This is a genomic window from Nocardioides flavus (ex Wang et al. 2016), from assembly GCF_014653115.1.
GTDB classification, from domain to species: Bacteria; Actinomycetota; Actinomycetes; order Propionibacteriales; family Nocardioidaceae; genus Nocardioides; species Nocardioides flavus.
The window spans coordinates 65,534-92,411 of sequence record NZ_BNAD01000009.1 but is presented as its reverse complement, the minus strand read 5'-3'; the positions used below and the strand labels follow the sequence as shown (position 1 = coordinate 92,411).

The following is a 26,878-nucleotide window of genomic DNA, read 5'->3' as shown; positions in this document are numbered from 1 at the left end:
ATGCTCGCCGGGTGGCCACCACCTCGTTGCGAGCCTCGGACTTCACCTACTCCGTGGTGATCCCGGTCTACAACAGCCAGGACGTCGTCGGACGCACCGTCGACGCGGTCCTCGAGGTCTTCGAGTCCGCCGGGCTGCGCCACCAGGTCGTCCTGGTCAACGACGGCAGCCGCGACGGCAGCTGGGACGTCATCGCCGCGCGGGCCGCGCAGTCGCCCCACGTCGTCGCCATCGACCTGCTGCGCAACTACGGCCAGCACCACGCCAACGTCGCCGGCATGCGCGAGGCGACCGGCGACTACGTGATCACCCTCGACGACGACCTCCAGAACCCGCCCGACCAGGCGCTGCTGCTCATCGAGAAGGCGATGGAGGGCCACGACGTCGTCTTCGGCCGCTTCGAGCGCAAGCAGGCGCGGGGCTACCGCCGGCTGGGCAGCCGCGCGATCAGCGCGATCAACCACCGCGTCTTCGACCAGCCGCCCGGCCTCGCGGTCTCGAACTTCCGCATCCTGCGCCGCGACGTGGTCGACCGGATCTGCGAGTCGCGCACCGCCCACCCCTACATCACCGGGCAGGCGCTGATGAGCTCCCGCGACCCCGCCGACGTGCTGGTGCGCCACGACCCCCGGCCCGTCGGCACCAGCAACTACGGCCTGCGGCGCATCGCGTCGCTGGTGCTGACCATCCTCTTCAGCTACTCCGTCTTCCCCCTGCGGGCGGCCGCCGCCGTCGGCTTCGCGGTGGCCGGCGGCAGCTTCGTGCTGGGCCTCTTCTACCTCGTCCGGTCGCTGTTCGTGGACTCGGAGGTGCCCGGGTGGACGACCATCGCGGTGCTCCTCGCCGTGCTCAACGGCTTCGTGATCATGCTGCTGTCGATGGTCGGCGAGTACGTCGTGCGCACCCTCAACGCCGTCAGCGTGGTGCGCACCTACCACGTGGCGCGACGGGTGTCGTCGTGAGCGGCTGCGGGCACCGGCACCTCCTGGTGGTCGGTGCCCAGCGGTGCGGCACGACCTACCTCGGCCGCGCCCTGGACGCCCACCCCGACCTCACGATGGCGCGGCCGACGCCTCCGGAGCCCAAGGTGTTCTGCGACGCCGCGCTGTCGGCGCGCGGCGCGGACTGGTACCACCGGACCTGGTTCGCGCACGCCCGCGACGAGGCCGTGCTCGGCGACAAGAGCACCAGCTACTTCGAGGACCCGGCTGCACCCGGGCGGGCCGCGGCCGTGCTCGGCGAGGTCGACGTGGTCGTGCTGCTGCGCGACCCGGTGGAGCGCGCGGTGTCGCACTGGCGCTTCAGCACCGCCAACGGACTCGAGACCCGCAGCCTCGAGGAGGCGCTGCTCGCCGACCTGCGCGGGGACCAGCCCTGGGACCCCCGGCAGTCGTCGGTGTCCCCCTTCGCCTACCTCCGTCGCGGCCGCTATGCCGAGCAGCTCGGACCCTGGTCCACCACGTTCCCCTCGACCACGCACGTGCTCCTGCTCGAGGAGCTGCTGGCCGACCCCGGCGTGCTGAGCAGCCTCGTCGCCGCACTCGGCCTCGACCCGGACCGTACGCCGGCCCCCGCGCCGCAGGCCGCCAACGCGAGCCCCGGCGAGGCACCGCGCCTCGACGCACGTGTGGCCGAGGCGGTTGCGGGGTACTTCCAGGACAGCAACGACGACCTGGCCGCCCGACTGGGCAGGAGCCTGCCGTGGTGAGTCGCGACGAGGAGGAGGTGCCGGCGATGGCACAGCAGCAGCTCGCGGACGACGTGGGCGCCGAGCCCCGCGACGTGCCGTTCAACGTCGCGTCCGTGGTCGGTCGCGAGCTCGAGCACGTCCAGGAGGCGGTCGCGAGCGGGCACCTGTCCTCGGGCGGTCCGTTCTCCCAGCGCACCGCCCAGGTCCTCGCCGCCGAGACCGGCGCGGCCGACGTGCTGATGACGACGTCCTGCACCACCGCCCTCGAGCTCTCGGCGATGCTCATGGACCTCGGCCCGGGCGACACGGTCATCGTGCCGTCCTTCACCTTCACCAGCTCCGGCCTGGCCTTCGCCCGGCAGGGGGCAGGGCTGCTCTTCTGCGACATCGAGCCCCGCACGCTGGGCCTCGACCCGGCGCACCTGACCACCCTGCTCGACGAGACCGTGCGCGCGGTCGTCGTCGTGCACTACGCCGGCGTCGCGTGCGACGTGGAGGGCATCCGCGAGGTCATGGCGGAGTGGCCCGACGTACGTCTCGTCGAGGACAACGCGCACGGCCTGTTCGGCGCCTGGCGCGACGAGCCGCTCGGCAGCCTGGGCCGCTACGCCACGCTCAGCTTCCACGAGACCAAGAACTTCGTGTGCGGCGAGGGCGGCGCCCTCGTCCTCAACGACCCCGACGACGTGGAGCGTGCCCGCGTGCTCTACGACAAGGGCACCAACCGGCACGCGTTCATGCTCGGCCAGGTCGACAAGTACACCTGGAAGGACACCGGCTCCTCGTTCGGCCTCTCCGACGTCCTGGCGGCCTACCTCCTCGGCCAGCTCGAGCAACGCGAGGTGGTGCAGGGGCGCCGCCGGCGGCTCCACGAGCACTACGCGGCCTCGCTGGCTCCGCTCGCCGAGGAGCTGCAGTTCGAGGTGATGCGGGTGCCGGAGGACCGGAGCCCCGCCCACCACATGTACTACGTGCTGCTCCCCCACCGCGACCGGCGCAACGACGTGCTGGAGCTGATGCGCAAGGCGGGCGTGCAGGCCACCTTCCACTACCAGCCGCTCCACGCCTCCGTCGCCGGCCGGGAGTTCGCCGTACGGCCGACCGAGTGCCCGGTCTCCCAGGACGTCAGCGACCGGCTGCTGCGGCTGCCGTTCCACAACGAGCTGTCCGCGGCCGACCTCGACCGCACGGTCGACGCGTTCGTCGACGCCTGCACCGCGACCCTGTGGGACCGGTGAGCCCCGCGCCACCCCACGTGGCCGCAGGACAACCGGGGTCGTCCTCCCTGCGTCACGACGGCTACTGGTGGCACCGCGCCCGGACCGAGCTGCTCGGCGCCGTGATGACACCGCACCTGGCCGCGCCGCGGCGCACCCTCGACGTGGGCAGCGCCGACGCCCCGAGCGTCGGCTGGATGCGCGGCGAGCAGCAGCACGTCAGCCTCGACCTCTTCCCCGAGGGGCTGCGCGCCGGAGAGGGGGTCGTGGGGTCGGCCACCGACCTGCCCTTCGCCGACGCAACCTTCGACGTCGTCTCCGCCTTCGACGTCGTCGAGCACTGCGCCGACGACACGCGCGCGGTGGCCGAGCTCGCGCGCGTGCTGGTGCCGGGCGGCCGGATGCTGCTCTCGGTGCCCGCCTACGCGTGGGCGTGGTCCGACCACGACGTCCGCGCCGGGCACCACCGCCGCTACACGCGTCCGGCGCTGGTCGACCTCGTGGAGGGCGTCGGCATGCGGGTCGTGCGCGCGACGTACGCCTTCGCCGGCGTGTTCCCCCTCTTCGCCGTCGAGCGGCTCGCGCGGCGGGTGCGTCCGGCGCGTCCGGGCGACGCCCGGCTGCCCGAGGTGTCCCCGCGCGTCGACCGGGCGCTGACGGGCGTGTGCCATGCGGAGTCACGGATCCTGCGCCGCCACGACCTGCCCTTCGGCTCGTCCGTGCTCCTCGCGGCGGTCAGGCCCGGGCGCTCCGACCGGTCCTGAGCAGCGCCGAGGCCACCACGGCGAGAAGCACGGTCGCGGCGACCTCGGCCACGAGGAACGCCCACGCCACCCGCTCGACCGGGCCGGACGGGGTCGCCACCAGTGCGAGCGCCCCGGCGGCGACGGCCAGGCCCCAGGCCGCGGCGACGCGGGCGGGTCGGTCCCGCGCCAGGGCGCCGACCATGACCACGACATTGACCAGTGCCAGTGCGCATCCTGCCCCGACGATCGCGGCGACGCCCGCGTCGACCTCGACGCTCGTACCGAAGACGGTGCGCACCAGCAGCGGACCCGCCACCAGGCCGACGGCCGTGGCCACCGCCACGGCGCCGGTCCCGGCCACGGCCACGCGACGGGCGAGCGAGCGCAGCGCGGGGTGCTCGCCTGCGACGACGAGGCCGGTCACGTGGTGGGTGACCTGCGGCAGCGTGCCGAGGACGACCATGTACGGCGCCCGGAAGAGGGCGAGCGTCGCGAACATCGAGGTCACCTCGGCGGGCGAGCCGCCGACGAGCGCGAGCACCACGGCCCCGCCGGTCAGCACGCCCTGCGCGAGGAGCTGGGCCGTCCCTGCGCTGCCGAGGAACGCCACCGCGCCCGCCGGTCGCCCGCCGGCGTCGGCGTACCGCCAGGCGCTCGGCCGCACCGCGACCAGCGACCCCGCCACCAGGCAGAGCCCGTGGGCGACCGGGTCGCGCACGTCGAGGAGCAGCAGCACTGCCACCAGCACGCACCGCAGCGCGTTCTCCGCGACCAGGCTCCACGCGACCGACGCCATCCGGCCCCGGCCGGCCAGGCCGCCCCGGAGCACCCCGACAGCGGCGGAACCGACCACGACGAGCCCCGCGAGCACGGGGAACCAGGCGTCGTCCCGACCGAACAGGCGGTCCCGCCACACCCACGCCAGCACGCCGGCGGCCGCGGCAGCAGCCACCACCAGGCCGCCGACGCGCGTGCCGGAGCGCCGGACCTCGCCCTCCCGGCCGGCCGCCAGGCTGCCGGTGATCCAGTGCTGGAGCGGGAAGGTGAACGCCGCCCCCGCGAGCGCCCACACGGTCCACAGCACCGAGACCGGCGCGGCGGTCGTCGCCCCGAGCCCGCGCGTGACGAGGGCGAACAGCACGTAGGCGAGCACCCCGCTCACGACCGAGCCGGCGGCGAGCAGGAGCGAGGCGCGACGTCCGCTCATGGCGCCAGCGGCTCGGCGAGCGGGTCGTCGGGGTCGTGGCCCGCCGCCTCCCGCAGGTCCGCGATCGTGTCCTCGCCCAGCGAGGCGCGGGCGTACCAGTCCCACAGCGGGGCGCTGCCGACGTAGACGTACTCGGGCTGCAACGACGCCCGCCACCGCATCGAGACCGTCTCCCCCACCGCCACGAGGTCGGAGCCGTCGGCGACCAGGTCCTCCTGGAACCCGACGAGCCCGCCGGGCCACGTGTCGTCCATGTAGTCCTGGAGCCCGCTGCGGAACATCTGGTACCGCGTGGGGTTGCGCCGACCGGTCAGCACCAGCGGCTGCGGCGCCTCGACGGACGTGATGGTCGCGTCGGCGTCGAGCGTGGCGAGGACCGCCCGCGTGGCCTCGCGCTGCTCGTCCAGGGTGTCGTCGCGGCTCGTCGCCGCGTAGGTCAGCGCGACGACGACCGCGGCCCCTGCCAGCACCGTCGCGGACACCGCCTGCCAACGCGGCGCGAGGGCACGCGTCGCCACGGCGTACGCCGCCCCGAGCCCGAGCGCGGCGAACGGCAGCAGCGGGAACAGGTCGGCCCAGGCGTCGTACTCCTGCAGGATCCACCACGTCCCCGCGAGGAGGCCGGCGGTCATCGCGGGCAGCACCGCCAGCCAGGGTTGCGCGGCGCGGGCGCGGCGCGACGCCGCCGCCGCGGAGACGAGCACCAGGAGCACCCAGCCGGCGAACAGCAGCCACACCGAGGTCCCGTACGCCTGCTGCAGGTCCTCCCACACCAGCTCGCGGTCCGTGGTCAGCGGGTTGGGCACGGTGTAGCGCCGGTTGATGCCGTAGAACCCCTCGTACGCCTCGCGCAGCGACCCGGCGAGCGCGAACCACGCGAGCAGGACGAGCACGGGCACGAGCCCGCCGGCGGCGACCGCCACCAGCGACCGCAGCCGGCGCCCGTGGGCGAGCAGCAGCACGCCGACCGCCACGGCGGTGAAGGTGCTGAAGAACGCGGTCTGCAGGCACAGCGTGGCGAGGCTGGTCAGGACGCCCGCGGTGAACCAGCGCCGGTGGGTCACCGCCCACAGCGCACCGATGATGAAGAGGGTCATCGGCGTCTTCTCGCGCGGGCCGTTGGAGGCGTACTCGATGAAGCCGTGGAAGGCGAGCATCGCTCCGGCAGACACCAGCCCGGCGGCGCGGGAGCCGAGGAGGTCGCGACCGAGGACGTAGGTCAGGCAGACCGCGGCGACGGCGACCAGCATGAACAGCACCCGCATGGTGACGAGGTCGTCGAGACCGCCGGCTCGCGCGACGAGCGCGCCGGCCCCGGGCAGCACGTGGGCGAGCGGCCCGGCGCGGTTCAGGACGCCGACGTAGGGAGGCACCCCCTCGGCGACCTGCTGCCCGGCATAGCTGTAGATGCCGAGGTCGCGGGTCAGGGCGCCGTGGAAGCCGTGCAGCACGTAGACCAGCAGTGACACCGCGCCCACGACGGGGACGAGGGGGTCGACGCTGCGCAGCCGTACGCCCCCACTGCGCCGACCGGTGCCGGGCCGGTCGGGACGAGGGGACACGCGCACACCCTACGGAGTCGGGACCGCGCCGGACTCACAGGAGCGCGGTCGCGAGGGCGAAGCCGCCCGCGCAGGCGCCCAGGCCGACCACGATGCTGCCCACGCTGTTGGCCGCGGCGGCCCCCACCGAGCCCTCCTCGAGCAGCCGCACCGTCTCGTAGCCGAAGGTCGAGAAGGTCGTCAGCGCACCGCAGAGCCCGGTCCCGACGAGGACCAGCACCCAGTCCGGCGAGCCGAGCTCGACGACCGCGGCAGCGGTGAGGCCCAGGACCAGCGAGCCCACGACGTTGACCGTGAAGGTGCCCCACGGGAAGACGCTCTCGTGCCGGGACTGGACGAACAGGTCCGCCACGTAGCGCAGGGGCGCGCCGATCGCGCCGCCGAGCAGCACCGCGAGGACGGTCATCGGGTGACCGCCACCAGCCGGGTCAGGGCGATGCCCACCCACACCGCGACGAGCCCGGCGACCAGCGACCCGCCGACGTAGGCGAGGGCGGTGCCCGGGCGACCGACGGCGAGAAGGTCGCGGGCCTCCAGCACGTAGGTGCTGAACGTGGTCCAGCCGCCCAGCAGGCCGACGCCGACGAAGGGCCGCACGTAGCGGCGCGGGGGCCACACGTCGACGACGAGCACCATGAGCACCCCGAGCGCGAGGGCGCCGGTCACGTTGACCGCGAAGGTCGCCCACGGGAAGGACGTCCCCGACCAGGGGAGCAGCTGCTCCAGGCCCCACCTGCCCAGGCTCCCCAACGCACCTCCGGCGCTGATCACCGCGAGGACGTCGGCGTGCGTACGGGCGAACGCCAGCCACCGGTGCCGGCCCTCCTCGACCTGGTCGCCGGCCGTGTCGGGGTCGATCGGCAGCCCGTGGGGGCGCACGTGCAGGCCGGTCTCGTCGTCGTCCATCGCGGCCCGAACTGTAGCCGCTGCGGTCGCGACGGCGGCCACGGTTCGGCGCCGCGATTCCCGGCCGTGCGAGGCTCGTTCGTAGGATGGCCGCAGCAGAGGGTTCAACGCGTCCTTGGAGGTGGGTTCGGCGCGTCGTTCCGACGCACCCCGAAGGACCCCCGTGACCCCTCTCGCCTCCTACCGCCGACTCCTCCACCTCGCCGGCCCGACCTACGTCATGGTGGCGTTCGTCGGCCGACTGCCGCTGGCGATGAGCCAGCTCGGCACGCTCCTCCTCGTCTCGACCGCGTCCGGCAGCTATGGCCTCGGCGGCCTGAGCGCCGGGGCACTGGCCGTCGCCAACGCCGTCGGCGCGCCGGTCGCCGGCTCGCTCGCCGACCGGGTCGGCCAGCGCCCCGTCGTCCTCGTCCAGTCGCTGCTGGGCGCGAGCGGCCTGGCCCTTCTCGTCGCGGTCGTGGGCGGCGACGCCGCACCGTCGAGCGTCGTCCTCACCGCCGCCGCCACCGGCCTGTTCCTTCCTCAGGTGGGCCCGCTCGCACGCGTGCGGTGGCGCCCGCTGACCCGGAGCACGGGCGCCCACCAGCGCCGCCTCGTCGACGCGGCGTTCTCCTACGAGGGGGCCGCCGACGAGGCCTCGTTCGCCGTGGGCCCGGCCCTGGTCGGCCTGTCCGTCGCGGCCTTCTCGCCGGGCGGTGCGATGCTGCTGGCCGCCCTGCTGCTCGCGGTGTTCGGCTCGGCCTTCGCGCTCGACCCCTCGGCCCGCCTCACCCACTCCGCGAAGCGTCCGGCCGGGGCCGGCCGGTTGCTGACGGCAGCATTCGTGGTGCTGGTCGGGGCGCAGCTCTCGATCGGCATGCTGTTCGGTGCGACCCAGACCGGCGCCACCGTGCTCGCCACGTACGCCGGCACCCCGGGCACGGCGGGCCTCGTGCACGCCACCCTCGGCGTCGGCAGCGCGATCGCGGGCCTCGCCACGGCGTACGTGCCGGAGCGGGTCGGCCACGAGCGGCGGGCGCTGCTCGCCGCGTGGGCCCTGCTCGTGCTCTCGCTCCCGCTGCTGCTCGTGGGGTCGCTCCTGACTGCCACGGCGACCGTGCTGCTCCTGGGCTTCGCGGTGGCGCCCTACATGATCGCGGTGTTCTCGCTGGCCGAGCGCGCGGTGCCGCCGGCTCGGGTCGGCACCGCCATGACGATGCTGGCGAGCGCCACCGGCCTGGGCTACGCGCTGGGCTCCAGCCTCGCCGGTCGGCTGGCCGACGCGTCGGGCGCCACGGCCGCGTTCGCCGTGACGGTGGGCGCCACGGTCCTCGCCGTGCTGCTGATGACCACCCAGCAGCGGCGGCTGCGCACCGCTGCCGAGGCGGCCCCCGATGTGGTCGTCCCGGCGGCGCAGTCACGCGTTCCGGCGGCGGCGCGGGTCACGACCGGGTAGGTTGAAGGGGTCCAGGACGCTGGCGGCACCCCCGCTGCAGGCCCTGCTGGACAGGTCGGATGGCCAGGTTGTACGCAGGACGACGCTCGGACCCGGGTCGGCACGAGCACCTCTCGATGCTGCTGGAGGCGGTGCACGCCGCGCGCCGGCGGCTCGAGGACGCGAGGCACGACAAGCGGCTCGCGGAGCAGCAGGTGCTGCGCCAGTCGTTGCTCGACGCACTCGACGCCTACGCGGAGGCGCTCGCCGCCGCAGGGGTCCCGCTCCCGCCCCGGATGCGGGCCGAGATCGACCTCTACCGGGGGTTGCGCGGACGCGGGTGACGGCTCAGCCGCGGTCGTCCCCCGTCTCCCACACCCGCACCCAGTCGACGTACATGTGCTGGGGCAGGCGGCGGTCCTTGATCTTGGGGATCTCGTAGTTGGCCGAGATCAGGCTGAGGATGACGAACTGCCGCTCAGCGGAGATCCGTCCACGGATCCGCGCGGTCTCCTTGCCGTCGATGCGGAAGACGAGCTGCCGGGGCGTCCACTCGACCGAGAAGACGTGGTAGTTCTTCGACCACCCGTCGTGACGGCCGTCCAGGAAGGACCTCGACCTCGGGATCCAACCTCCGGACGGGACCCGGCGCTTGCCGTCGTAGCGGTGCATGAAGGACGCCAGCCCGCCCTGCGGGTGGTGGTCGCCGAAGTACTCCACGACGTCGATCTCGTTGCCGAGCGCCCCGGCGTGCATCCCGCTGACCGGCTGGAGCCAGAAGGCGCCGTGCTGGCCGCGCAGGCGGTGGAACCTCACCCGCGCCGCGGCGACGCCGTAGCGGAAGGAGAAGGCGCCCTGGGTGCCGATGTGGCCGTTGAGGCGGTAGGCGAAGCGTCCGGCGCGGGCGTCACGGCCCTTGATCCGGCACCGCTTCGTCGCATCGGGGTCCTTGACGACGCTCAGCCGCACCGCGCCACCGTCGACCGTGGTCGCCCGCGGGTCGCCCTTGGCGCAGGAGCGGCGGCTGCCGTGGGAGTAGTCGCGCCCGCGGTGGTCCCAGGCCCCGCCGAGGTGGGAGCCGGAGAACTCGTCGGTCCACGTCGGGTCGAGCCACCTGGCGGTGCTCACGGGAGCGCTCTTGACCGGACGGGTGCGGCCCGAGGCCATCGCCTTGACCCGGTAGACGAGGGCCTTCCCCGCCGACGAGCCGGCGGCGGCGAACTGCGCGCGACCCCATCGGTCCTGCCGCCTGAGGCCGACAGCACGCCACGTCGCGGGCACGTCCGGGCCGTGCTCCTCACGCACCTGCAGCTGGACCCGCCGGCCCGGGATGACCGGCCGCAGCGTGGCGGTGACGGCCGTACGGGCGGCGTCGGCGCTCGCGACCGCGCCGCCGGGGTGCACGACCTGCGGCAGCACCTCGAGGCGGATCCGCTGGCGCTTGGCCGCGCGCACCGAGACGCTCGCCACCACGTCCTCGACCTGGGCGGACGCGGGCGCGGAGTCGGTGGAGGAGGCGGGCGGCGTCCACGTGAGCAGGGGGGCCGTGAGCAGGAGGGCGCTCGCGGCGCGCAGGAGGAGTCGGGGCACGCGAGGTGGGACGCCGCTCGGCCGCGGTTGGTTGTGGGCTCAGCCCGCGAGCGCGGCAGCCTCCCGTGCGAGCGCGGTCACGCGGTCCCAGTCCCTCGCCGCGAGCGCGTCCGCAGGCGTGAGCCAGGAGCCGCCGACGCACCCGACGTTGGGCAGGGAGAGGTACGCCGGCGCCGAGGCCGCGGTGATGCCACCCGTCGGGCAGAAGCGCGCCGCCGGCAGGGGCGAGGCCAGCGACTTCAGGTAGGGCGCGCCGCCGGAGGCCTCGGCCGGGAAGAACTTCATCTCCGAGAAACCCGCCTCGAGCACGGCCATGGCCTCGGAGACCGTGGCGGTCCCGGGCAGGAACGGCACCCCCGAGGCGGCCATCTCGCGGAGCAGGCCCGGGGTCGTCCCCGGGGAGACGAGGAACTGCGCGCCCGCCTCGACGGCCCGCGTGACCAGCTCGGGCGAGGTGATCGTGCCGGCGCCGACGAGGATCTCGGGGACCTCGTCGGCGATCGCCCGGATGGCGTCGAGCGCCACCGGCGTGCGCAGGGTGAGCTCGATGACGGGCAGACCGCCTGCCACGAGCGCGCGGGCCACCGGTACGGCGTGGGCGAGGTCGTCGAGCACGACGACCGGCACCACCGGGACGAGGGAGAGCAGCGAGGCCGGCGCAGGCCGGACCTGGACCTCAGACGGGCTGGACAACAGGGGCCTCCTCGGTGGGGGCGGGCAGGGGGCGGATGACGCTGGCACCGGTCTCGGCGGTGCCGACGATCGCGCGGAAGCCGGAGAACAGCTCACGGCCGGTGCCGGCCCACTCGACGTCGTGCGGCGCACGGCCGGTGGTCTCGCGGCGCTCGAACTCGGCGTCGGCGACCTCGAGGTCGAGCACGCCGGCCTCCGCGTCGACGGTGACGAGGTCGCCGTCGCGGACCCGGGCGAGCGCTCCTCCCAGGGCCGCCTCGGGCGTGACGTGGATGGCGGCGGGCACCTTGCCGGAGGCGCCGGACATGCGTCCGTCGGTGACGACGGCGACCCGCTGGCCGCGGTCCTGCAGCACCCCGAGGGCCGGCATGAGCTTGTGCAGCTCGGGCATGCCGTTGGCGGCGGGGCCCTGGTAGCGCACGACGGCGACGAGGTCCCGGCCGTCGAGGCGACCCTCGGCGAAGGCGGCGAGGAAGTCGGCCTGGTCGTCGAAGACGAGCGCCGGGGCCGTGACGACGCGGTGCTCGGGCTTCACCGCCGAGGTCTTGACGACCGCGCGGCCGAGGCGACCGGAGAGCATCCGCAGGCCGCCGTCGGGGGCGAACGGGTCGTCCGCCGCGCGCAGCACGTCGGTGTCGAGCGACCGCTTGGGACCTTCCTCCCACGTCACCTGCTGGCCGTCGAGGCGGGCCTCGCGGGTGTGCCGCCACAGGCCGCGTCCGGAGACGGTGAGCACGTCGTCGTGGAGGTAGCCGTGCTTGAGCAGCGTGTGCACCAGGAACGGCGTGCCGCCTGCGGCGACGAAGTGGTTGATGTCGGCCGAGCCGTTGGGGTAGATCCGCGTGAGCAGCGGGACAGTGGCCGAGAGGTCGGAGAGGTCGTCCCACGTGAGAGTGATGCCGGCCGCTGCGGCGATCGCGACCAGGTGCATCGTGTGGTTGGTCGACCCACCGGTGGCGAGCAGCGCGACGCAGGCGTTGACGACGGCCTTCTCGTCGACGAGGTGTCCGACCGGGGTGGGCTCGCCGCCGGCGTGGGTGATGGCGACCGTACGCTCCCCCGCCGCGCGGGTCAGCGCCGCGCGCAGCGGCGTGCCCGGGTTGGCGAAGGTCGCGTCGGGCAGGTGCAGGCCCATCACCTCCATCAGCATCTGGTTGCTGTTGGCGGTGCCGTAGAACGTGCACGTGCCGGCGGAGTGGTAGGACTGGGCCTCGGCCTCGAGCAGCTCCTCGCGTCCCACCTTGCCCTCGGCGTAGAGCTGGCGCACGCGCGCCTTCTCCGCGTTGGGCAGGCCCGAGGGCATCGGTCCCGCGGGCACGAAGACGGTCGGCAGGTGGCCGAAGGACAGCGCACCGATCAGCAGGCCGGGGACGATCTTGTCGCAGACCCCGAGCATCATCGCGGCGTCGAACATGTCGTGCGAGAGCGCGACCGCGGTCGACATGGCGATCAGGTCGCGGCTGAAGAGCGAGAGCTCCATCCCGGCGCGGCCCTGCGTGATGCCGTCGCACATGGCGGGCACGCCGCCGGCGAACTGGGCGAGGCCGCCGGCGCGCACGATCGACTTCTTCAGCACCTCGGGCACGTCGCGGAACGGCTGGTGGGCCGAGAGCATGTCGTTGTAGGCCGACACGATCGCCACGTTGGGCTTGCGGCCCGCCCGCAGCCCGGCCTTCACCGGCCCCTCGGCGGCGGCGAAGCCGTGGGCGAGGTTGGCGCAGGCCAGCCGGCCCCGCGCCGTGCCGGAGGCGAGGGCGGCGTCGGTGCGGGCGAGGTAGGCCGCCCGGGTGGCGGCGCTGCGACGGGTGATGCGGGCGGTGACCTCGGCGACCACCGGGTCGATGCGGGGCGTGCTCATGCTGTCTCCTGCCAGGATCGGCCGTCACGCTCGAGGAGCGTGACGGAGGCGACGGGACCGTGCGTGCCGGCCGGGTAGGGCCGGGGGCGGTGCGAGGGCTGCGACCAGCGCTCGAGGATGGGGGCGACCCACGTCCAGGCGGCCTCGACCTCGTCGCGGCGCATGAAGAGGGTGGTGTTGCCGCGCACGACGTCCATCAGCAGGCGCTCGTACGCGTCGGGCGAGCGGGTGCCGAAGGCGGCGGCATAGCTGAGGTCCAGCGACACCGGACGCAGGCGGATGCCGCCCGGGCCCGGCTCCTTGGCCGTCATGTGCAGGCGCATGCCCTCGTCGGGCTGGACGCGGATGTGCAGCCGGTTGGCCTCGGTGGGGCCCTCGCTGTGCGGGAACATCGGGTGCGGCGGCTCCTTGAAGACCACCACGATCTCCGAGACCCGCTCGGGCATCCGCTTGCCGGTGCGCAGGTAGAACGGCACGCCTGCCCACCGCCAGTTCTGCACCTCGGTCTTCAGGGCCACGAAGGTCTCGGTGCTGCTGGCGTGCCCGACCTCCTCGGCGTACGACGTGGCGGGACGGCCCTCGCACAGCCCGGCGGCGTACTGGCCGGCGACGGTGTCGCGGTCGACGAGCTCGGGGGTCATCGACCGCAGGGCCTGCAGGACCTTGAGCTTCTCGTCGCGGACCGTCTCGCGGTCGACGTAGGTCGGGGGCTCCATCGCCACCAGGCACAGCAGCTGGAGGAGGTGGTTCTGCACCATGTCGCGCAGGGCGCCCGAGCGGTCGTAGTAGGAGCCGCGCTCGCCGACGCCGATCGACTCCGAGACGGTGATCTGGACGTGGTCGACCCACCGGCTGTTCCACAACGGCTCGAGGAAGGTGTTGGCGAACCGGGTGACCAGCAGGTTCTGCACGCTCTCCTTGCCGAGGTAGTGGTCGATGCGGAAGATGCTCGACTCGTCGAAGACACGTCCGACGGCGGCGTTGACCTGCTGCGCGGTGGCGAGGTCGCTGCCCATCGGCTTCTCCAGCACGACGCGGGAGCGCTCGGTGACGAGGCCGGACTCCTCGAGGTGCTCGCAGATCGTGCCGAACAGGCCGGGGGCCACCGCGAGGTAGAACACGCGGATCACGTCGTCGGACGCGGCGCCGGCCTTGAGCCGGTCGTGGAGCTGGTGCCAGGCCGCGACGTCCTCGATGTCGAGCGCGACGTGGTGCAGCCGGGTGAGCAGTCGCTCGACGACCGGCGTGTCGAGGTCCCCCTCGGGGACGTGCTCGCGCAACGCCTCGGCCACCAGCGCGCGGTAGCCGTCATCGTCGACCTCGGCGCGCGAGACGCCGATGACGCGGAAGCCGTCGGGCAGCTGGCCGTCGCGGTCGCGGAGGTAGAGCGCCGGCAGCAGCTTGCGCAGCGCGAGGTCGCCGGTGCCGCCGAAGACGGTGAAGTCGCAGGGGTCGACGGGAGTGAGCGGGTCCATGGCGCACCACCGTACGGACGGTTCGGTTCCAATGCAACGGAACTTACGTCTTTTCAAGACATATTTGCTGGTGCCACAATCGCCCCACCATGACGCCCGCCCCGACCCCCGCCCCGCTGCACTCCCTCACCGCTGCGCCTGCCTCCGCCACCGCCGGTGAGGTCCTGGCCCTCATCCGGTCCGGACGGGCCGCGACGCGAGGTGCGTTGGGCAGGGCGACCGGCCTGTCCCGCACGGCCGTCAACGCGCGGCTCACGGCCCTGGCCGAGGCCGGGCTGGTGCTGGAGGGCGAGGAGGAGTCCGCGACCGGCGGACGTCCCGCGACGACGCTCGTGCTCAACCGCGACGCCGGGCTCGTGCTCGCCGTCGCCGTGGGCCGCAGCCGCTCGCAGCTGTCGGTGTGCTCCCTCGACGGGACCGAGCTCGCCGGGGTGAGCCTCGAGGAGGAGACCGGGCCGGGTCCGGACGTGCTGATGCCGCTGGTGGTCGACCACCTCGAGCGGATGCTGCAGGACTTGGGCCGTACGGGCGCGGAGGTACGGGGTGTCGGCATGTCCCTGGCGGGCACCGTCGACCCCGGCCGCGCGATGAGCGTCGACTCCCCCGCCCTGACCGGCTGGGACGGCGTGCCGCTCACCCCCTGGCTGCGCCGGGTCACCGACGCGCCCGTGATGCTGGACAACGACATGCGGGTGATGGCGCTGTCGCAGATGCCGCTGGCCGGGGCCGAGGAGGAGGCCACGGTGCAGGAGCACGACGACGCGCTGGTGCTCAAGGCCTCGACCGGCATCGGGCTGGGCATCGTCGCCGACGGCCGGCTGGTCCGCGGGCACCGCAACGCCGCCGGCGAGCTCGGGCACGTGAAGGTGCCTGCCGCCGCGGGACTGCGCTGCCGGTGCGGCGAGACCGGCTGCCTGGAGACCGTGGCGAGCGGGTGGGCGCTGGTCGAGAGGCTGCGGGCGGAGGGCGAGGACGTCGACCACGTGCGTGACCTGGTCGCGGCTGCCGGGCGCGGCAGCGGGCGCGCGCGGGCCGTCGTGCGCGAGGCTGGTCGCCACATCGGAGAGGCGCTCGCCGCCGCGGTCACCGTCCTCAACCCGCGCACCGTCGTCGTCGGTGGCGACATGGCCGGCGCGTTCGACACGTTCTCCGCGGGGCTGCGCGAGGGCCTCTTCAGCGCCACCACCGCGCTCGCCGGGCGTGACCTGCAGGTCCTCCCCGCGGCGTACGGGGACCGCGCCGGGGTCGTCGGCTGCGTCCGGCTGGCCCTCGAGTCGGTGCTCTCCCCGCGCGCCGTCGACGCGGCACTTGCGCGCCCGGCCGGGTAGATTCACGCGGTGCCCGACACCCGCCCCCGCCGTACGTTCGCCGTCATCAGCCACCCCGACGCGGGCAAGTCGACCCTCACCGAGGCCCTCGCCCTGCACGCGCGGGTGATCACCGAGGCCGGAGCCGTCCACGGCAAGGGCGACCGGCGGGCCACCGTGTCGGACTGGATGGCGATGGAGAAGGCCCGCGGCATCTCGATCACGTCCGCGGCGCTGCAGTTCGTCTACCGCGACCACGTGATCAACCTCGTCGACACCCCCGGCCACAGCGACTTCTCCGAGGACACCTACCGGGTGCTGTCGGCGGTCGACTCGGCCGTGATGCTGGTCGACGCCGGCAAGGGGCTCGAGCCGCAGACGCTCAAGCTGTTCAAGGTCTGCGCGCTGCGCGGCATCCCGGTCATGACCGTCATCAACAAGTGGGACCGGCCCGGCCTGTCGGCCCTCGAGCTGATGGACCTGATCCAGGAGAAGATCCGCCTCCGGCCCACGCCGCTCACCTGGCCCGTCGGCGAGGCCGGCGACTTCCGCGGCGTGCTCGACCGGCGCACCGGCGAGTTCGTGAAGTACACCCGCACCGCCGGCGGCGCGACGCGCGCTCCCGAGCGCCGGATGGCCCCCGACCAGGTCGAGGAGGCCGACGCCCTGCCGTGGTCCACCGCCGTCGAGGAGCACGAGCTGCTCGAGCTCGACGAGGCCGACCACGACCAGGCCCGGTTCCTGAGCGGCGAGACCACCCCGGTCATGTTCGCCTCCGCCCTGCAGAACTTCGGCGTCGCCCAGCTGCTCGACCTGCTGCTCGACATCGCCCCCGACCCGAGCGCGACGACCGGTGTCGACGGGACGGTGCGCGACACCACCGACGACTTCAGCGCGTTCGTCTTCAAGGTCCAGTCGGGCATGAACAACGCGCACCGCGACCGGCTCGCCTACGCCCGGGTCGTGTCCGGGACCTTCGAGCGCGGCATGGTCGTCACCCACGCCGGGACCGGCAAGCCGTTCGCGACGAAGTTCGCCCAGTCGGTCTTCGGCCGCGACACCGCCGCCGTCGAGAGCGCCGAGCCCGGCGACATCATCGGCTTCGTCAACGCCCAGGCGCTGCGGGTCGGCGACACCGTCTACGTCGGCGACCCGATCGAGTACCCGCCCGTCCCGAGCTTCGCGCCCGAGCACTTCGTCACCGCCAGCGCCGGCGACATCGGCCGCTACAAGCAGTTCCGCCGCGGCATCGAGCAGCTCGACCAGGAAGGCGTGGTCCAGGTGCTGCGCTCGGACCTGCGCGGCGACCAGAACCCGGTCCTCGCCGCCGTCGGTCCCATGCAGTTCGAGGTCGTCGAGGACCGCATGACCAACGAGTTCAACTCCCCCATCCGGTTCTCCCGCCTCGACTACCAGGTGGCCCGGCGCACCGACGCGGACGGCGCCGCCGCGCTCGCCGGCAAGCGCGGGGTCGAGGTCCTCGAGCGCAGCGACGGCACCCGCCTGGCCCTCTTCGTCGACCAGTGGCGCGCCCAGGTCACGGCCCGCGACAACCCCGACATCATGCTGGAGGCGCTGCCGGCCGGCGGCGCCTGAGCAGCGACGGCTCCGCCTGCGTCGGCGGGCCGCGTATCGTCGAGGAAGTGACACCGGCACCGACCTCGACCCCCACCTCGTTCCCGGCACTCGACGGACGCTTCGCCCGCGAGCTCCCCGAGCTCGCGCTGCCGTGGCAGGCCGCCGAGACCCCCGAGCCGCGGCTGCTCGTCCTCAACGAGCCGCTCGCCGAGGAGCTCGGCCTCGACGCCGGCTGGCTGCGCGGCGACGGCATCGGCCTGCTGACCGGCACCCGGCCGCCGGTGGGGGCGACCCCGGTCGCGCAGGCCTACGCCGGTCACCAGTTCGGTGGCTACTCACCGCGCCTCGGTGACGGGCGAGCGCTGCTGCTCGGCGAGCTGGTCGACACCTCCGGCCGGATGCGCGACCTGCACCTCAAGGGCTCCGGGCGTACGCCGTTCTCCCGTGGCGGCGACGGACTCGCGGCCGTCGGGCCCATGCTGCGCGAGCACCTCGTCAGCGAGGCGATGCACGCGCTCGGCATCCCCACCACCCGCAGCCTCGCGGTCGTCGCGACGGGCCGGGCCGTGCAGCGCGAGAGCGTGCTGCCGGGGGCCGTGCTGGCCCGCGTCGCCAGCAGCCACCTGCGCGTCGGGACCTTCCAGTACGCCCGCGCCACCGACGACCTCGACCTGCTGCGGCGCCTCGTCGATCACGCCGTCGCCCGCCACCACCCCCACGCGGCCGGGGCGGACAACCCCGCGATCGCGCTCTTCGACGCCGTGGTCGCCGTCCAGGCGGACCTCGTCGCGCAGTGGATGCTCGTCGGCTTCGTCCACGGCGTGATGAACACCGACAACATGACGATCTCGGGCGAGACGATCGACTACGGCCCGTGCGCCTTCATGGACGCCTTCGACCCCGCCACCGTCTTCAGCTCCATCGACACCGGCGGGCGCTACGCGTACGGCAACCAGCCGGTGGTCGCGGAGTGGAACCTCGCCCGCCTCGCCGAGGCGCTGCTCCCCCTCGTCGCCGCGGAGCAGGACGCCGCCGTCGCGCTGGCCGTCGAGTCGCTCGGCCGCTTCCGCGAGCACTACTCCGCGGCGTGGTCCACCGGGATGCGCGCCAAGCTCGGCCTCCCCGCCGGGCTCGACGAGGCGGTGGCGTCCGCGCTCGTCGCCGACCTCCTCGCCCTCGTGCAGGCCGACCACGTCGACCACACGTCGTTCTTCCGCAGCCTCGGCGCGGCCGCGCGGGGGGACACGGAGCCTGCGCGGGGGATGTTCCTCGACCTCGCCGGGTTCGACGCCTGGACCGAGCGCTGGCTGGCCGTGGGCCCGGACGCCGACGCGATGGACCGGGTCAACCCCGTGCACGTCCCGCGCAACCACCTCGTGGAGGAGGCCCTCGCGGCCGCGACCGACGGGGACCTCGCACCGTTCGAGCGACTGCTCGCGGTCGTCACCGCACCGTACGACCAGCGTCCCGGGCTGGAGCGCTACGCCGAGCCGGCCCCCGACTCGTTCGCCGGCTACCAGACCTTCTGCGGCACCTGAGTCGCCTCGTCGTTCTGCTGGGAGCGGAATCGCTGCGGTCCTGGCAGGTGGCCGGGCTAGGTTCGGTCCATGGGCGAGATCGTGCCGTTCCCCGAGCGTGAGTCCGAGCGTGGGCCCGAGCGTGGGCCCGAGCGTGCCGTCGAGCCGCCCGAGCCGCTGTGGCGCGAGCTCGTCGGGCGCGAGCTGCATCGCGAGCGCAGCCGGCGAGGCGAGCGCCTCGTCGACGTCGCGGGACGCGCCGGGGTCTCCGTGCAGTACCTGTCGGAGGTCGAACGCGGCCTCAAGGACCCCTCCTCGGAGATGCTCCACGCCATCGCCGGGGCGCTCGACCTGAGCGTGCGCCGCCTGGCGGTCCGCACCGGCCGGCCGGACGCGCTCGCCCTGGCCGCCTGACCCCGAGAGGTCCGGGCCCAGGTCAGACCAGCGCCGGTCCCTGCTCACGGACCACCGTGTCGACGAGGCCGTACTCCACCGCAGCCTCGCCGGGCAGGACGAGGGTGCGGTCGGTGTCCTGCCGGACCTGCTCGGCCGTACGTCCGGTGTGCTGGGCGAGCACCTCCTCGAGCAGCACCCGGACGCGGGCGACCTCGTCCGCCTCCAGGATCAGGTCGGGGATCGTCCCGCGACCCTGCGTCGCGGGCTGGTGCAGCACGACCCGGCCGTGCGGCAGGATCGCGCGCCGCCCGGGCGCTCCCCCGGCCAGCAGGACCGCGGCGGTCCACGCGGCCTGCCCCACGCACACGGTCTCGACCGGCGGCCTGACGAACTGCATCGCGTCGTAGACCGCCAGCATGGCGGTGATGGAGCCGCCGGGCGAGTTGATGTAGAGGCTGATCGGCAGCTCGGGGTTCTCCGAGGCCAGGTGGAGCAGCTGGGCGATGACCGCGTTGGCGACCCCGTCGTCGATCTCCGTGCCGAGGTAGACGATGCGCTCGGACAGCAGCCGCGAGTAGAGGTCGAGCGTGCGCTCGCCGCGCGGGGTCTGCTGCACGACGTAGGGGATCGTGTAGCCGCTCATCGCGCACCCGCCAGGCCGACCGTACGGGTGTGCGCCGGCGTCACGTGGTCGAGCGAGCTGATCACCTGGTCGACGAAGCCGTACGCCAGCGCCTCCTCGGCGCTGAACCACCGGTCGCGCCGCGAGTCGCGCTCGATCCGCTCGCGGTCCTGCCCGGTGTGCTCGGAGACCAGCGCGAGGACGGTGTCGCGCGTGCGGCGCAGGTCCTCGGCCTGGATCTCGATGTCGACGGCCGTGCCGCCGATGCCCGCGGAGCCCTGGTGGAGCAGCACGCGGGCGTGCGGCAGGGCGTACCTCTTGCCGGGCGTGCCGGCGGAGAGCAGGAACTGTCCCGCGCTCGCCGCCATCCCCATCGCCAGGGTGCTCACGTCGTTGGGGATCAGTCGCATCACGTCGTGGATCGCGAGCATCGACGACACCGAGCCGCCGGGCGAGTTGATCCAGAGGCTGATGTCGGCACGGGGGTCCTCGGCGGACAGGAGCAGCAGCTGGTGCATGAGCCGGTTGCCGTTGGCCTCGCCGAGCTCCTCGCCCAGGACGATGATCCGCTGGTGCATGAGTCGCCGGACGAGCTCGTCCTCGATGCGTCCGTTGGTGGTGTCAGTGGTCATGGAGCCAGCGTGTCCCCGTCGGGCGGCCCAGCACAGGGCGTTCTGCTGCGGGTGGATCCGCTGGCAGCGGAGCGGCCGGGAGCCTGCTCCCCCACCTCGGGGATGACAGCGCGGCGGTCGGGGCGCTGATGTGGACGCACCATCCGACCCCGCTCCGGGAGGAACACCCCATGTCGCTCCACCTCGGCCGTCTCACCGTCACGTCCCTGGCCTCCGCCGCCCTGCTCGTGTCCACCACCCAGCCCGCCGGCGCCATCGTCGGCGGCGCCCCCGACGACTACGAGCACCCGTACGTCGGGCAGCTCCTGTTCTACGTGCCCGACGCCGTGGACTCCCGCTTCGACGACCCGGGCGGCTGGTTCAACTGCACCGGCACGTTGCTCGACGCCGACACGGTGCTGACTGCCGGGCACTGCACGTACGCGGTCGGGATCGAGGGCGAGGCGCCCGAGGATCCGCTGCACGGCGGCACGGACGTGTGGTTCTCGGTCGAGGAGGAGCCCGACTACTCCATCCTCCCCCGGAGCTCGACCTACGTCCCGGACCGCAACCAGGAGCGCTACGACGACTGGTCGGCGGCGCTGGACGCGAGCCCGACGTGGCACGAGGCCGAGACGACCTACACCCACCCGGAGTACGTCGACGCGGCGTTCCTGCTGCACGACGTCGCGGTCGTCGAGCTCAGTGAGCCGGTGCTGGTGGACGGCGAGGGCCGACCGCTCACCGAGTTCGGGACCCTTCCGGAGGAGGACCACCTCGACACCTACTACTCCCGGGCGGCCAAGCGCGACGGCCTCTTCGAGTCCGTGGGCTACGGGCTCGAGGGCAGCAGCCCGAAGTCGTCCTTCGGCGGCGACACGCGCCGCAAGGCCGACCGCCGCCTGGTGAGCTTCAAGGGGGCCTACGGCTACAAGGACATCGCGGTGATGTTCAGCCACGCGGGTCGCGGGACCAGCGGGGGCACCTGCTTCGGCGACTCCGGCGGGCCGACCTTCGACATCTCCACGCCCGAGCTGGAGGAGCAGAACCTCGTGGTGGCGGTCACCTCGTTCGGCCTCAACTACAACTGCAACGCGAGCGGCAGCTACCGCCTGGACCAGGCCGACGACCTCGCCTTCCTCGCGGATCCCGCCGGCGCGTACGAGTGACCAGCCGGGGTGCTCGAGGAGTGAGGCTCAGGCGCGCCTGATGCGGATCGCGCCCTTCGCCGTCGAGGGGTCGACCACGTGCCCGGCCTGGGTGATCACGACCTCACCGCGCTCGACCAGGCGTCGGGCCGCGCGCCTGGCCGGCTCCATCAGCTCGCGCCAGGAGTCGTCGTCACCGACTGCGCGGGCGGCGTCCGACGGACAGATGGTGGCCGTACGGGCGCGCTGGGCGAGCAGGTCGAGGATGGCAGCCTCGAGCCGGCGGTCGACGTCGGATACGCCCCGCTTGCGGCACGACGCGGAGCAGTAGCGCACCTGGTCCCAGTCGCGCTCCCACTTCTTGCGCCACTCGATCGTGCGCCCGCAGGACTGGCACGTCTTCGGCTCGGGCGGCATGTCGCCAGTGTGCCGGGGCGCTGGGTGCGGCTGGCGGGAGGACGCCGGCGTGACCTCGCCCTCATCGTCCCCGGCAGGGGCATACCGGGCGCCCGCGTCCGGTTGGACCTGGGCGTAGGTGAATCCCGACGGAAGGTCTTGTCATGCGTGCACTCGTCCAGCCCCGGTTCGGCGACCCGGCCGAGGTCCTCTCGGTCCAGGAGGTCCCGGACCCGCAGCCCGGTCCGGGCGAGGTGCTCGTGCGGGTGCTGCTGTCCCCGATCCACAACCATGACCTGTGGACCGTGCGCGGCAGCTATGGCTTCAAGCCCGAGATGCCGGCGCGTGCCGGCACCGAGGCCGTGGGCGTGGTCGAGGTCCTGGGCGAGGGTGTCGAAGGCCTCGCGGTCGGGCAGCGGGTGGCGACCGGTGGCTCCTTCGGCGCGTGGGCGGAGCTCGTCGTGGCCCCGGCCGCCGGTCTCGTGCCGGTGCCCGAGCAGGTCAGTGACGAGGCGGCGTCGCAGCTGGTGTCGATGCCGTTCAGCGCGATCGCACTGCTGGACTTCGTCGAGGTGGGCGAGGGCGACTGGATCGTGCAGAACGCCGCCAACGGCGCGGTAGGCCGGCTCGTCGCGCAGCTCGCCGCCGCTCGCGGCGTGCACGTCCTGGGCCTCGTGCGTCGCGCGGACGGTGTCGAGGAGCTGCGCGAGCAGGGCATCGAGCGGGTCGTGGCGACCGACGACGACGGATGGCGCGACCGGGTGCGCGAGATCGTGGGCGACGCGCCGATCGTCGCGGGCGTCGACTCGGTCGGGGGCAGCGCCGCTGGCGACGTCGTCTCGCTCCTGGCCGACGACGGCGTGCTCGTCGTCTTCGGCGCGATGGCCTCCCCCACGCTGGAGATCTCCTCGGGCGACGTGATCTTCAAGCAGGTCGCGATCAAGGGCTTCTGGGGCAGCAAGGTCTTCGCCGCGATGTCGCGCGAGAAGCGAGCCGCGCTCATGCGCGAGCTCGTCACCGGGATCGGCTCCGGCACGCTCAACCTGCCGGTCGAGAAGGTCTACGGGCTCGACGAGATCGCCGACGCGGCACGTGCCAACGCCGCGCCGGGGCGTCGCGGCAAGGTGCTGCTGCGCCCCTGACGCCCGACGCTGCCCTCCCGCGGTTCGCGACGAACCCGCGGGACGGGCCTGCTGCTGACGGCATCCTGCCCCCGGGTGCGAGGTCTCCTCTCCTCCGGCATCCGCCGGGTGACGTCGGCGCGGACACCTGCGGCCCGCGCAGTGACGTGGGTGTCGCCTCCGCTCGTGCGACATCGCTATCGCCGAGCTCGACGCGAGGGTCACGACAGGTGCCCCCGCCCCGCGGCCACCTGAACGATCCGGACCTCGGCGGACCCTGGCGACGCGGACGTCATCAGGGACGCGCTCAGTCACACCGGCGCTGGGCGCGACCGTGGCCCCACCGGGTTCAGATCGGCGGGGTGTGGGGCGGGGTCATCTGCGACATCGCTATCGCCGAGCTCGACGCGGGGGTCACGACAGGTGCCCCCGCCCTCGCGGCCACCTGAACCATCCGGACATCGGCGGACCTGGCGACGTGGACGTCATCAGGGACGCGCTCGGCGACACCGGCGCTGGGCGCGACCGTTGCCCCGCCGGGTTCAGATCGGCGGGGTGTGGGGCGGGGTCATCGTCGTCGGGGTCGCGGGATGCCGGGTGGATCGGGAGGGTCGATCGCTGTGGCGCCGTATCTGTCGCGGCGGTAGTGGTGGCCGCGGGGTGAGGTCCACTCGAAGACCCCGGGCGCGACCATCGCGTAGTGCCAGGGTGAGTGGGTCTTGACCCGGTGGTGGAAGCGACACAGGGTCGCGAGGTTGTCGGTGGTCGTGGGCCCGGGTTGGGGTCTGCCCTCTGCCTCGGCGGTGTGGTCGTACTCGGTGATGTGGTCGATGTCGCAGCCGCGTGCCGGTCTGGTGCAGAACGGGAACACGCACGTGCGATCCCGCAGGATCACCTGCTCGCGGATGCGGTCGGGGATCGCGTAGCCCTGCGCGGCGAGCGGGGTGTTGAGGTCGATGACGGGCTTGATCGTGACCTGCGTGCGGGAGCCTCCGCACCAGGACCGGATCTGCTCGAGCAGGACGAGGCGCTGGCCGTTCTCCATCCGTCCGGTGGGACCGAAGACCGTGGTGTCACCGGAGAGGGATGCGTCGAAGTGGGCGTGGATCATGACCTCCCGCGCGGCGGGCAGGTTCGGCTGGTCGGCTTCGGTGGCCGAGATGCGAGATTCGACGCCATTGCCCTGGAAGTGGAGGTCGAGGGCGGTTTGCGTCCTCGCCAGCTCACCGAGCGCCTTCGCCCGGCGCACGTCGAGGCTCTCGGTGGATCCGAGGGCCTTCTGCTCCTGCGCCTTGTGGGTGACGGCGCGGTCGAGGTCGAGGGCATCGGCCAGGTCGATCTCGGCCTCGATCCGCAGGGTGCCGGCGTAGTGGACGTCGTCGGTGTCGACGGTCACGTGCCGCGGGTCCACGAACAGATACCCGTCCTCCGGATCCGCGGCCGGATCAGCGACCGCGAGGTCGTAGCGCTTGATCGTCTCGGCCACGAGCCGGTCGAGCTGCGCGGACCCGATGCGTCCGGCGACGGCCGCGACCTGGGCGTCGACGAACCCGGCCGCCTCCCGGGTCAGAGCCGGGCTGGAGTGGATGGTCGTCTCCGCAACCGAGCGGGCCCGCCACGCCGGCACCTGCTCAGCGTGCACCTGCTCCCACAGCCGGGGGAGGCGGTGCCGCAGCTCGAGGGCGTGACCGATGAGCTTCTTCGCCGCGGTCGAGGAGATCCCGAGGACGGTGCCGAGCTCCGCGACACAGAACTCCGCCACCAGCGGGGTGCCGTCACCGGCGAGGGGTTCCTCGTGCTCGCACCCCGGCACCGTGAACGACGCCGCGGAGTGGATGGACTCCGGCGGGTGCAGGTCGGCCCACCGCGCGGCGAGGAGGAGCTGGTCGGCGGCGGCCTGGTTCTCGGCGGCCTTGCGGTCGCGGATCGCTGACAGCACGTCGGTGGCCGAGAGGTCGTCCGCGACCTCTCGTGCTCCGGCTGCCAGTTGCTCGATCATGTGTTCGATTGTATCCGTGGGGTCCGACAGCGGCCATCGACGAGGTCATGTCTCAGGACATCGGTGACATTCCACGCGTCACTGGGTGCGTCCCCGTTGCCGGGATGAGCGACGCGGTCACCAGGACGCCCAGGCCCTACTTGAATGATCTGCGTTTCGTCGCGGTGCAACCACACGGGACGCCCATACTGGGCCGGTCTGGGGTCCGGGTCCGGAAGGTCGTGGTCTTGAGGTCTTCGAGCCTGCTTGCCGTGTTCGGCCACCCCGATGACGAGTCACTGGCCGCGGGCGGCATCCTGGCTCGACATGCCGCTGCAGGTGCGCGGACTGCCGTCGTCACCGCCACGTGGGCTCCGGACACGCCACGAGCAGCCGAGCTGGCAGATGCGCTGAGGATCCTCGGTGCGGGTGAGCCGAGGATGCTCGGATACGCCGACGCGAAGGTCCCGGAGTCTGCTCCGGGCCGTCCCCGGTGGTGCGATGTGCCGCTCGACGAAGCCGTGCACGCGCTCGTGATGCAGATCCGCGAGTTCCGTCCGGAAGCCCTGGTGACCTTCGACGCCCATGGCGGTCTGACCGGTCACCTCGATCATGTGCACACCCATCGCGTGACCATGCTGGCCGCCGAGGCTGCCGGCATGGACGTGTATCCCGATGCGGGCCATCCTTGGGCGCCGAGTGCCGTGTACCTGGCGACCCACCCGTGTTCGTCGGTGGAGCGGATCGCGGGGATCATCGGCGCTCGAAGAGCCGTGCACGCCACTCCGGACGAGCAGGTCACAGACCGGGTGGACATCTCGCCCTGGCTGGAGCAGAAGGTGGCCGCAGTCCTCGCCCACCGCTCGGAAGTCGACCGAGGCGCTCTTCCTGGGCTCGTGCCCGTCTGTCACCGGGAGCCCGCGAGGAGCTTCTCTCGACCGAGTGGTTCATCCGGCGCCGTCTGGCCTCCTGACCCCCAACCGGCGTGGCGCCTGGGGGGCGGCTCAGCCGACCTTCAGCTCGCCGAGCTCGTTCCAGCCGTCCTGGTCCACCTCGGTGCTGACGATGTCGGGCGTACGGGCGAGGTACTGCGGGAGCTCGGCCTGGGCGGCCCGGAAGTGGTCCGAGCCGACGTGCGCCCCGCCCGCCTCGCCGTCGCGGAAGGCCTCGGTGAGGACGTACTCGTTCGGGTCGTCCAGACTGCGCGACCACTCGAACCACAGGCAGCCCTCCTCGGCGCGGGTGGCCTCGGTGAAGGCCCGTGACAACTCGGGCCAGTCGTCGGCGTGCTCGGGCTTGACGGGGAACTTGGCGGTGATGAAGATCAACGTCTCTCCTCAGGTGGCCGGGGTGGCGGTCGGGGCGGTGGGCGCGTGCGACCGTCCGTCGATGACGGACTGGAGCGCAGCGCCGAGCTTCTCCGAGACGATACCGAGCAGCGCGCCGGCGACCACGGCGACCACTACCCCGCCGAGGTCGAAGCCGGTGCCGAAGAACACGGCCGTCCCCGCGAAGCCTCCCGGGATGAAGGACAGCAGCGGCAGGGCGGCCTCGACGCAGAGGACGAAGCCGACGATCGTGACCATCAGGGCCAAGGCGAGCGTGGACCCGCTGATCGTGTCGAGGCCCTGGCTGATCACCCACCCCCAGAACACGCCGGCGAGGTTGGCCGCGAGCCCCTTGGCGAGGCCCGTCGTGCCTCCTCCGGCGGCGAAGAAGCAGGCCCAGGCGACGAACGCGACCCAGGTGATCAGGGTCAGCTCGACGCTGGCGAAGGTCCACGCGCCGGCGAGGACGCCGACGGAGATGCCGATGCCCAGCAAGGGCTTGATGCCGTTCATGGTGC

General features: G+C 73.3%; 26 protein-coding genes and 1 pseudogene. 13 read left to right on the top strand and 14 right to left on the bottom strand.

The window, feature by feature from the left end; translation table 11 throughout:
• The first annotated feature begins 11 nt into the window (after positions 1–11).
• The 4 genes from IE200_RS14755 to IE200_RS14740 are packed head-to-tail and all read left to right on the top strand — an operon-like array spanning position 12 to position 3,671.
• A complete protein-coding gene (locus IE200_RS14755; RefSeq protein ID WP_191280246.1) occupies positions 12–962 on the top strand; it encodes a glycosyltransferase family 2 protein in 951 nt (316 codons plus the stop codon).
• Positions 959–1,708 carry a sulfotransferase family protein gene (locus tag IE200_RS14750; RefSeq protein WP_191280245.1) on the top strand — a complete coding sequence of 250 codons (750 nt, stop codon included), beginning with the start codon at positions 959–961 and terminating at the stop codon, positions 1,706–1,708. Before IE200_RS14755 ends, IE200_RS14750 begins: the two co-directional genes overlap by 4 nt.
• Entirely contained in the window at positions 1,705–2,928 is a 1,224-nt protein-coding gene (gene rffA / locus IE200_RS14745; RefSeq protein ID WP_191280244.1) for a dTDP-4-amino-4,6-dideoxygalactose transaminase, read from the top strand. The genes IE200_RS14750 and rffA overlap by 4 nt, the downstream gene beginning before the upstream one ends.
• Entirely contained in the window at positions 2,925–3,671 is a 747-nt protein-coding gene (locus tag IE200_RS14740; RefSeq protein WP_229856575.1) for a class I SAM-dependent methyltransferase, read from the top strand. The genes rffA and IE200_RS14740 overlap by 4 nt, the downstream gene beginning before the upstream one ends.
• Here the strand turns inward: IE200_RS14740 and IE200_RS14735 are convergent.
• The 4 genes from IE200_RS14735 to IE200_RS14720 are packed head-to-tail and all read right to left on the bottom strand — an operon-like array spanning position 3,643 to position 7,328.
• Complete coding sequence (locus IE200_RS14735) at positions 3,643–4,860, bottom strand: hypothetical protein (protein WP_191280243.1); 1,218 nt, start codon at positions 4,858–4,860, stop codon at positions 3,643–3,645. The two genes, IE200_RS14740 and IE200_RS14735, sit on opposite strands and share 29 nt — an antisense overlap.
• Positions 4,857–6,422, bottom strand: a complete 1,566-nt coding sequence (locus IE200_RS14730; RefSeq protein WP_191280242.1) for an ArnT family glycosyltransferase — start codon at positions 6,420–6,422, stop codon at positions 4,857–4,859. The genes IE200_RS14735 and IE200_RS14730 overlap by 4 nt, the downstream gene beginning before the upstream one ends.
• A 34-nt stretch (positions 6,423–6,456) precedes the next feature.
• Positions 6,457–6,828 carry a fluoride efflux transporter CrcB gene (crcB, locus tag IE200_RS14725; protein WP_191280241.1) on the bottom strand — a complete coding sequence of 124 codons (372 nt, stop codon included), beginning with the start codon at positions 6,826–6,828 and terminating at the stop codon, positions 6,457–6,459.
• On the bottom strand, positions 6,825–7,328 hold the full coding sequence (locus IE200_RS14720; protein WP_191280240.1) for a fluoride efflux transporter FluC: 504 nt from the start codon (positions 7,326–7,328) through the stop codon (positions 6,825–6,827). The genes crcB and IE200_RS14720 overlap by 4 nt, the downstream gene beginning before the upstream one ends.
• Before the next feature lie 163 nt (positions 7,329–7,491).
• On the opposite strand from IE200_RS14720, the gene IE200_RS14715 reads away from it, so the two are divergent.
• Together IE200_RS14715 and IE200_RS14710 are read left to right on the top strand one after the other, a co-directional pair.
• Positions 7,492–8,763 carry an MFS transporter gene (locus IE200_RS14715; protein WP_191280239.1) on the top strand — a complete coding sequence of 424 codons (1,272 nt, stop codon included), beginning with the start codon at positions 7,492–7,494 and terminating at the stop codon, positions 8,761–8,763.
• Between the two features lie 68 nt (positions 8,764–8,831).
• Positions 8,832–9,086 carry a hypothetical protein gene (locus tag IE200_RS14710; protein WP_191280238.1) on the top strand — a complete coding sequence of 85 codons (255 nt, stop codon included), beginning with the start codon at positions 8,832–8,834 and terminating at the stop codon, positions 9,084–9,086.
• Positions 9,087–9,090: 4 nt separating this feature from the next.
• Here the strand turns inward: IE200_RS14710 and IE200_RS14705 are convergent, their stop codons facing one another.
• From IE200_RS14705 to zwf, 4 genes are read right to left on the bottom strand one after another with little or no spacing between them, the layout of a single operon-like run.
• Complete coding sequence (locus IE200_RS14705) at positions 9,091–10,332, bottom strand: glycoside hydrolase family 16 protein (protein ID WP_191280237.1); 1,242 nt, start codon at positions 10,330–10,332, stop codon at positions 9,091–9,093.
• A gap of 39 nt (positions 10,333–10,371) precedes the next feature.
• Positions 10,372–11,025 carry a bifunctional 4-hydroxy-2-oxoglutarate aldolase/2-dehydro-3-deoxy-phosphogluconate aldolase gene (gene eda / locus IE200_RS14700; protein WP_191280236.1) on the bottom strand — a complete coding sequence of 218 codons (654 nt, stop codon included), beginning with the start codon at positions 11,023–11,025 and terminating at the stop codon, positions 10,372–10,374.
• Complete coding sequence (edd, locus tag IE200_RS14695; protein WP_191280235.1) at positions 11,009–12,883, bottom strand: phosphogluconate dehydratase; 1,875 nt, start codon at positions 12,881–12,883, stop codon at positions 11,009–11,011. The genes eda and edd overlap by 17 nt, the downstream gene beginning before the upstream one ends.
• On the bottom strand, positions 12,880–14,358 hold the full coding sequence (zwf, locus tag IE200_RS14690; RefSeq protein WP_191280234.1) for a glucose-6-phosphate dehydrogenase: 1,479 nt from the start codon (positions 14,356–14,358) through the stop codon (positions 12,880–12,882). Before zwf ends, edd begins: the two co-directional genes overlap by 4 nt.
• 89 nt (positions 14,359–14,447) lie before the next feature.
• On the opposite strand from zwf, the gene IE200_RS14685 reads away from it, so the two are divergent.
• From IE200_RS14685 to IE200_RS14670, 4 genes are all read left to right on the top strand, one after another.
• A complete protein-coding gene (locus IE200_RS14685; RefSeq protein WP_191280233.1) occupies positions 14,448–15,686 on the top strand; it encodes an ROK family transcriptional regulator in 1,239 nt (412 codons plus the stop codon).
• Between the two features lie 9 nt (positions 15,687–15,695).
• The gene (locus IE200_RS14680; protein WP_191280232.1) at positions 15,696–17,261 is read left to right on the top strand and encodes a peptide chain release factor 3; all 1,566 of its coding nucleotides are present in this window, start codon (positions 15,696–15,698) and stop codon (positions 17,259–17,261) included.
• Between the two features lie 47 nt (positions 17,262–17,308).
• Positions 17,309–18,781 carry a protein adenylyltransferase SelO gene (locus tag IE200_RS14675; RefSeq protein ID WP_191280231.1) on the top strand — a complete coding sequence of 491 codons (1,473 nt, stop codon included), beginning with the start codon at positions 17,309–17,311 and terminating at the stop codon, positions 18,779–18,781.
• Between the two features lie 69 nt (positions 18,782–18,850).
• A complete protein-coding gene (locus IE200_RS14670; RefSeq protein WP_191280230.1) occupies positions 18,851–19,174 on the top strand; it encodes a helix-turn-helix domain-containing protein in 324 nt (107 codons plus the stop codon).
• Between the two features lie 22 nt (positions 19,175–19,196).
• Here the strand turns inward: IE200_RS14670 and IE200_RS14665 are convergent, their stop codons facing one another.
• The gene (locus IE200_RS14665; protein WP_191280229.1) at positions 19,197–19,799 is read right to left on the bottom strand and encodes a ClpP family protease; all 603 of its coding nucleotides are present in this window, start codon (positions 19,797–19,799) and stop codon (positions 19,197–19,199) included.
• Complete coding sequence (locus tag IE200_RS14660) at positions 19,796–20,410, bottom strand: ClpP family protease (RefSeq protein WP_191280228.1); 615 nt, start codon at positions 20,408–20,410, stop codon at positions 19,796–19,798. Before IE200_RS14660 ends, IE200_RS14665 begins: the two co-directional genes overlap by 4 nt.
• Positions 20,411–20,580: 170 nt before the next feature.
• On the opposite strand from IE200_RS14660, the gene IE200_RS14655 reads away from it, so the two are divergent.
• On the top strand, positions 20,581–21,558 hold the full coding sequence (locus IE200_RS14655) for a trypsin-like serine protease (RefSeq protein WP_191280227.1): 978 nt from the start codon (positions 20,581–20,583) through the stop codon (positions 21,556–21,558).
• Positions 21,559–21,585: 27 nt separating this feature from the next.
• On the opposite strand, the gene IE200_RS14650 is transcribed toward IE200_RS14655, so the two are convergent.
• Complete coding sequence (locus tag IE200_RS14650; protein ID WP_191280226.1) at positions 21,586–21,954, bottom strand: DUF2256 and DUF3253 domain-containing protein; 369 nt, start codon at positions 21,952–21,954, stop codon at positions 21,586–21,588.
• Positions 21,955–22,097: 143 nt separating this feature from the next.
• Here IE200_RS14650 and IE200_RS14645 point away from each other — a divergent pair, with 143 nt between their 5' ends.
• Entirely contained in the window at positions 22,098–23,075 is a 978-nt protein-coding gene (locus IE200_RS14645) for a zinc-binding dehydrogenase (protein ID WP_191280225.1), read from the top strand.
• Positions 23,076–23,622: 547 nt separating this feature from the next.
• Here the strand turns inward: IE200_RS14645 and IE200_RS14640 are convergent.
• On the bottom strand, positions 23,623–25,053 hold the full coding sequence (locus IE200_RS14640) for an HNH endonuclease signature motif containing protein (RefSeq protein ID WP_191280224.1): 1,431 nt from the start codon (positions 25,051–25,053) through the stop codon (positions 23,623–23,625).
• Positions 25,054–25,100: 47 nt separating this feature from the next.
• Here IE200_RS14640 and IE200_RS21210 point away from each other — a divergent pair.
• Positions 25,101–25,616: pseudogene (locus IE200_RS21210) on the top strand (PIG-L deacetylase family protein); the annotation flags it as partial.
• 420 nt (positions 25,617–26,036) lie between these two features.
• Here IE200_RS21210 and IE200_RS14630 read toward each other — a convergent pair.
• Together IE200_RS14630 and IE200_RS14625 are read right to left on the bottom strand one after the other, a co-directional pair.
• A complete protein-coding gene (locus tag IE200_RS14630; RefSeq protein ID WP_191280223.1) occupies positions 26,037–26,360 on the bottom strand; it encodes a putative quinol monooxygenase in 324 nt (107 codons plus the stop codon).
• 9 nt (positions 26,361–26,369) lie between these two features.
• Positions 26,370–26,873 (bottom strand): DUF1097 domain-containing protein, encoded by a 504-nt coding sequence (locus tag IE200_RS14625; RefSeq protein WP_191280222.1) that lies wholly within the window; start codon positions 26,871–26,873, stop codon positions 26,370–26,372.
• Between the last annotated feature and the right edge of the window lie 5 nt (positions 26,874–26,878).

What these genes read in the sequence shown, in the direction of transcription:
- IE200_RS14735 (WP_191280243.1), bottom strand. Translation starts at nt 4,860, where the DNA reads ATGAGCGGACGTCGCGCCTCGCTCCTGCTCGCCGCCGGCTCGGTCGTG.
- crcB (WP_191280241.1), bottom strand. Translation starts at nt 6,828, where the DNA reads ATGACCGTCCTCGCGGTGCTGCTCGGCGGCGCGATCGGCGCGCCCCTG.
- IE200_RS14720 (WP_191280240.1), bottom strand. Translation starts at nt 7,328, where the DNA reads ATGGACGACGACGAGACCGGCCTGCACGTGCGCCCCCACGGGCTGCCG.
- edd (WP_191280235.1), bottom strand. Translation starts at nt 12,883, where the DNA reads ATGAGCACGCCCCGCATCGACCCGGTGGTCGCCGAGGTCACCGCCCGC.
- zwf (WP_191280234.1), bottom strand. Translation starts at nt 14,358, where the DNA reads ATGGACCCGCTCACTCCCGTCGACCCCTGCGACTTCACCGTCTTCGGC.
- IE200_RS14685 (WP_191280233.1), top strand. Translation starts at nt 14,448, where the DNA reads ATGACGCCCGCCCCGACCCCCGCCCCGCTGCACTCCCTCACCGCTGCG.
- IE200_RS14670 (WP_191280230.1), top strand. Translation starts at nt 18,851, where the DNA reads ATGGGCGAGATCGTGCCGTTCCCCGAGCGTGAGTCCGAGCGTGGGCCC.
- IE200_RS14665 (WP_191280229.1), bottom strand. Translation starts at nt 19,799, where the DNA reads ATGAGCGGCTACACGATCCCCTACGTCGTGCAGCAGACCCCGCGCGGC.
- IE200_RS14660 (WP_191280228.1), bottom strand. Translation starts at nt 20,410, where the DNA reads ATGACCACTGACACCACCAACGGACGCATCGAGGACGAGCTCGTCCGG.
- IE200_RS14655 (WP_191280227.1), top strand. Translation starts at nt 20,581, where the DNA reads ATGTCGCTCCACCTCGGCCGTCTCACCGTCACGTCCCTGGCCTCCGCC.
- IE200_RS14650 (WP_191280226.1), bottom strand. Translation starts at nt 21,954, where the DNA reads ATGCCGCCCGAGCCGAAGACGTGCCAGTCCTGCGGGCGCACGATCGAG.
- IE200_RS14645 (WP_191280225.1), top strand. Translation starts at nt 22,098, where the DNA reads ATGCGTGCACTCGTCCAGCCCCGGTTCGGCGACCCGGCCGAGGTCCTC.
- IE200_RS14640 (WP_191280224.1), bottom strand. Translation starts at nt 25,053, where the DNA reads ATGATCGAGCAACTGGCAGCCGGAGCACGAGAGGTCGCGGACGACCTC.
- IE200_RS14625 (WP_191280222.1), bottom strand. Translation starts at nt 26,873, where the DNA reads ATGAACGGCATCAAGCCCTTGCTGGGCATCGGCATCTCCGTCGGCGTC.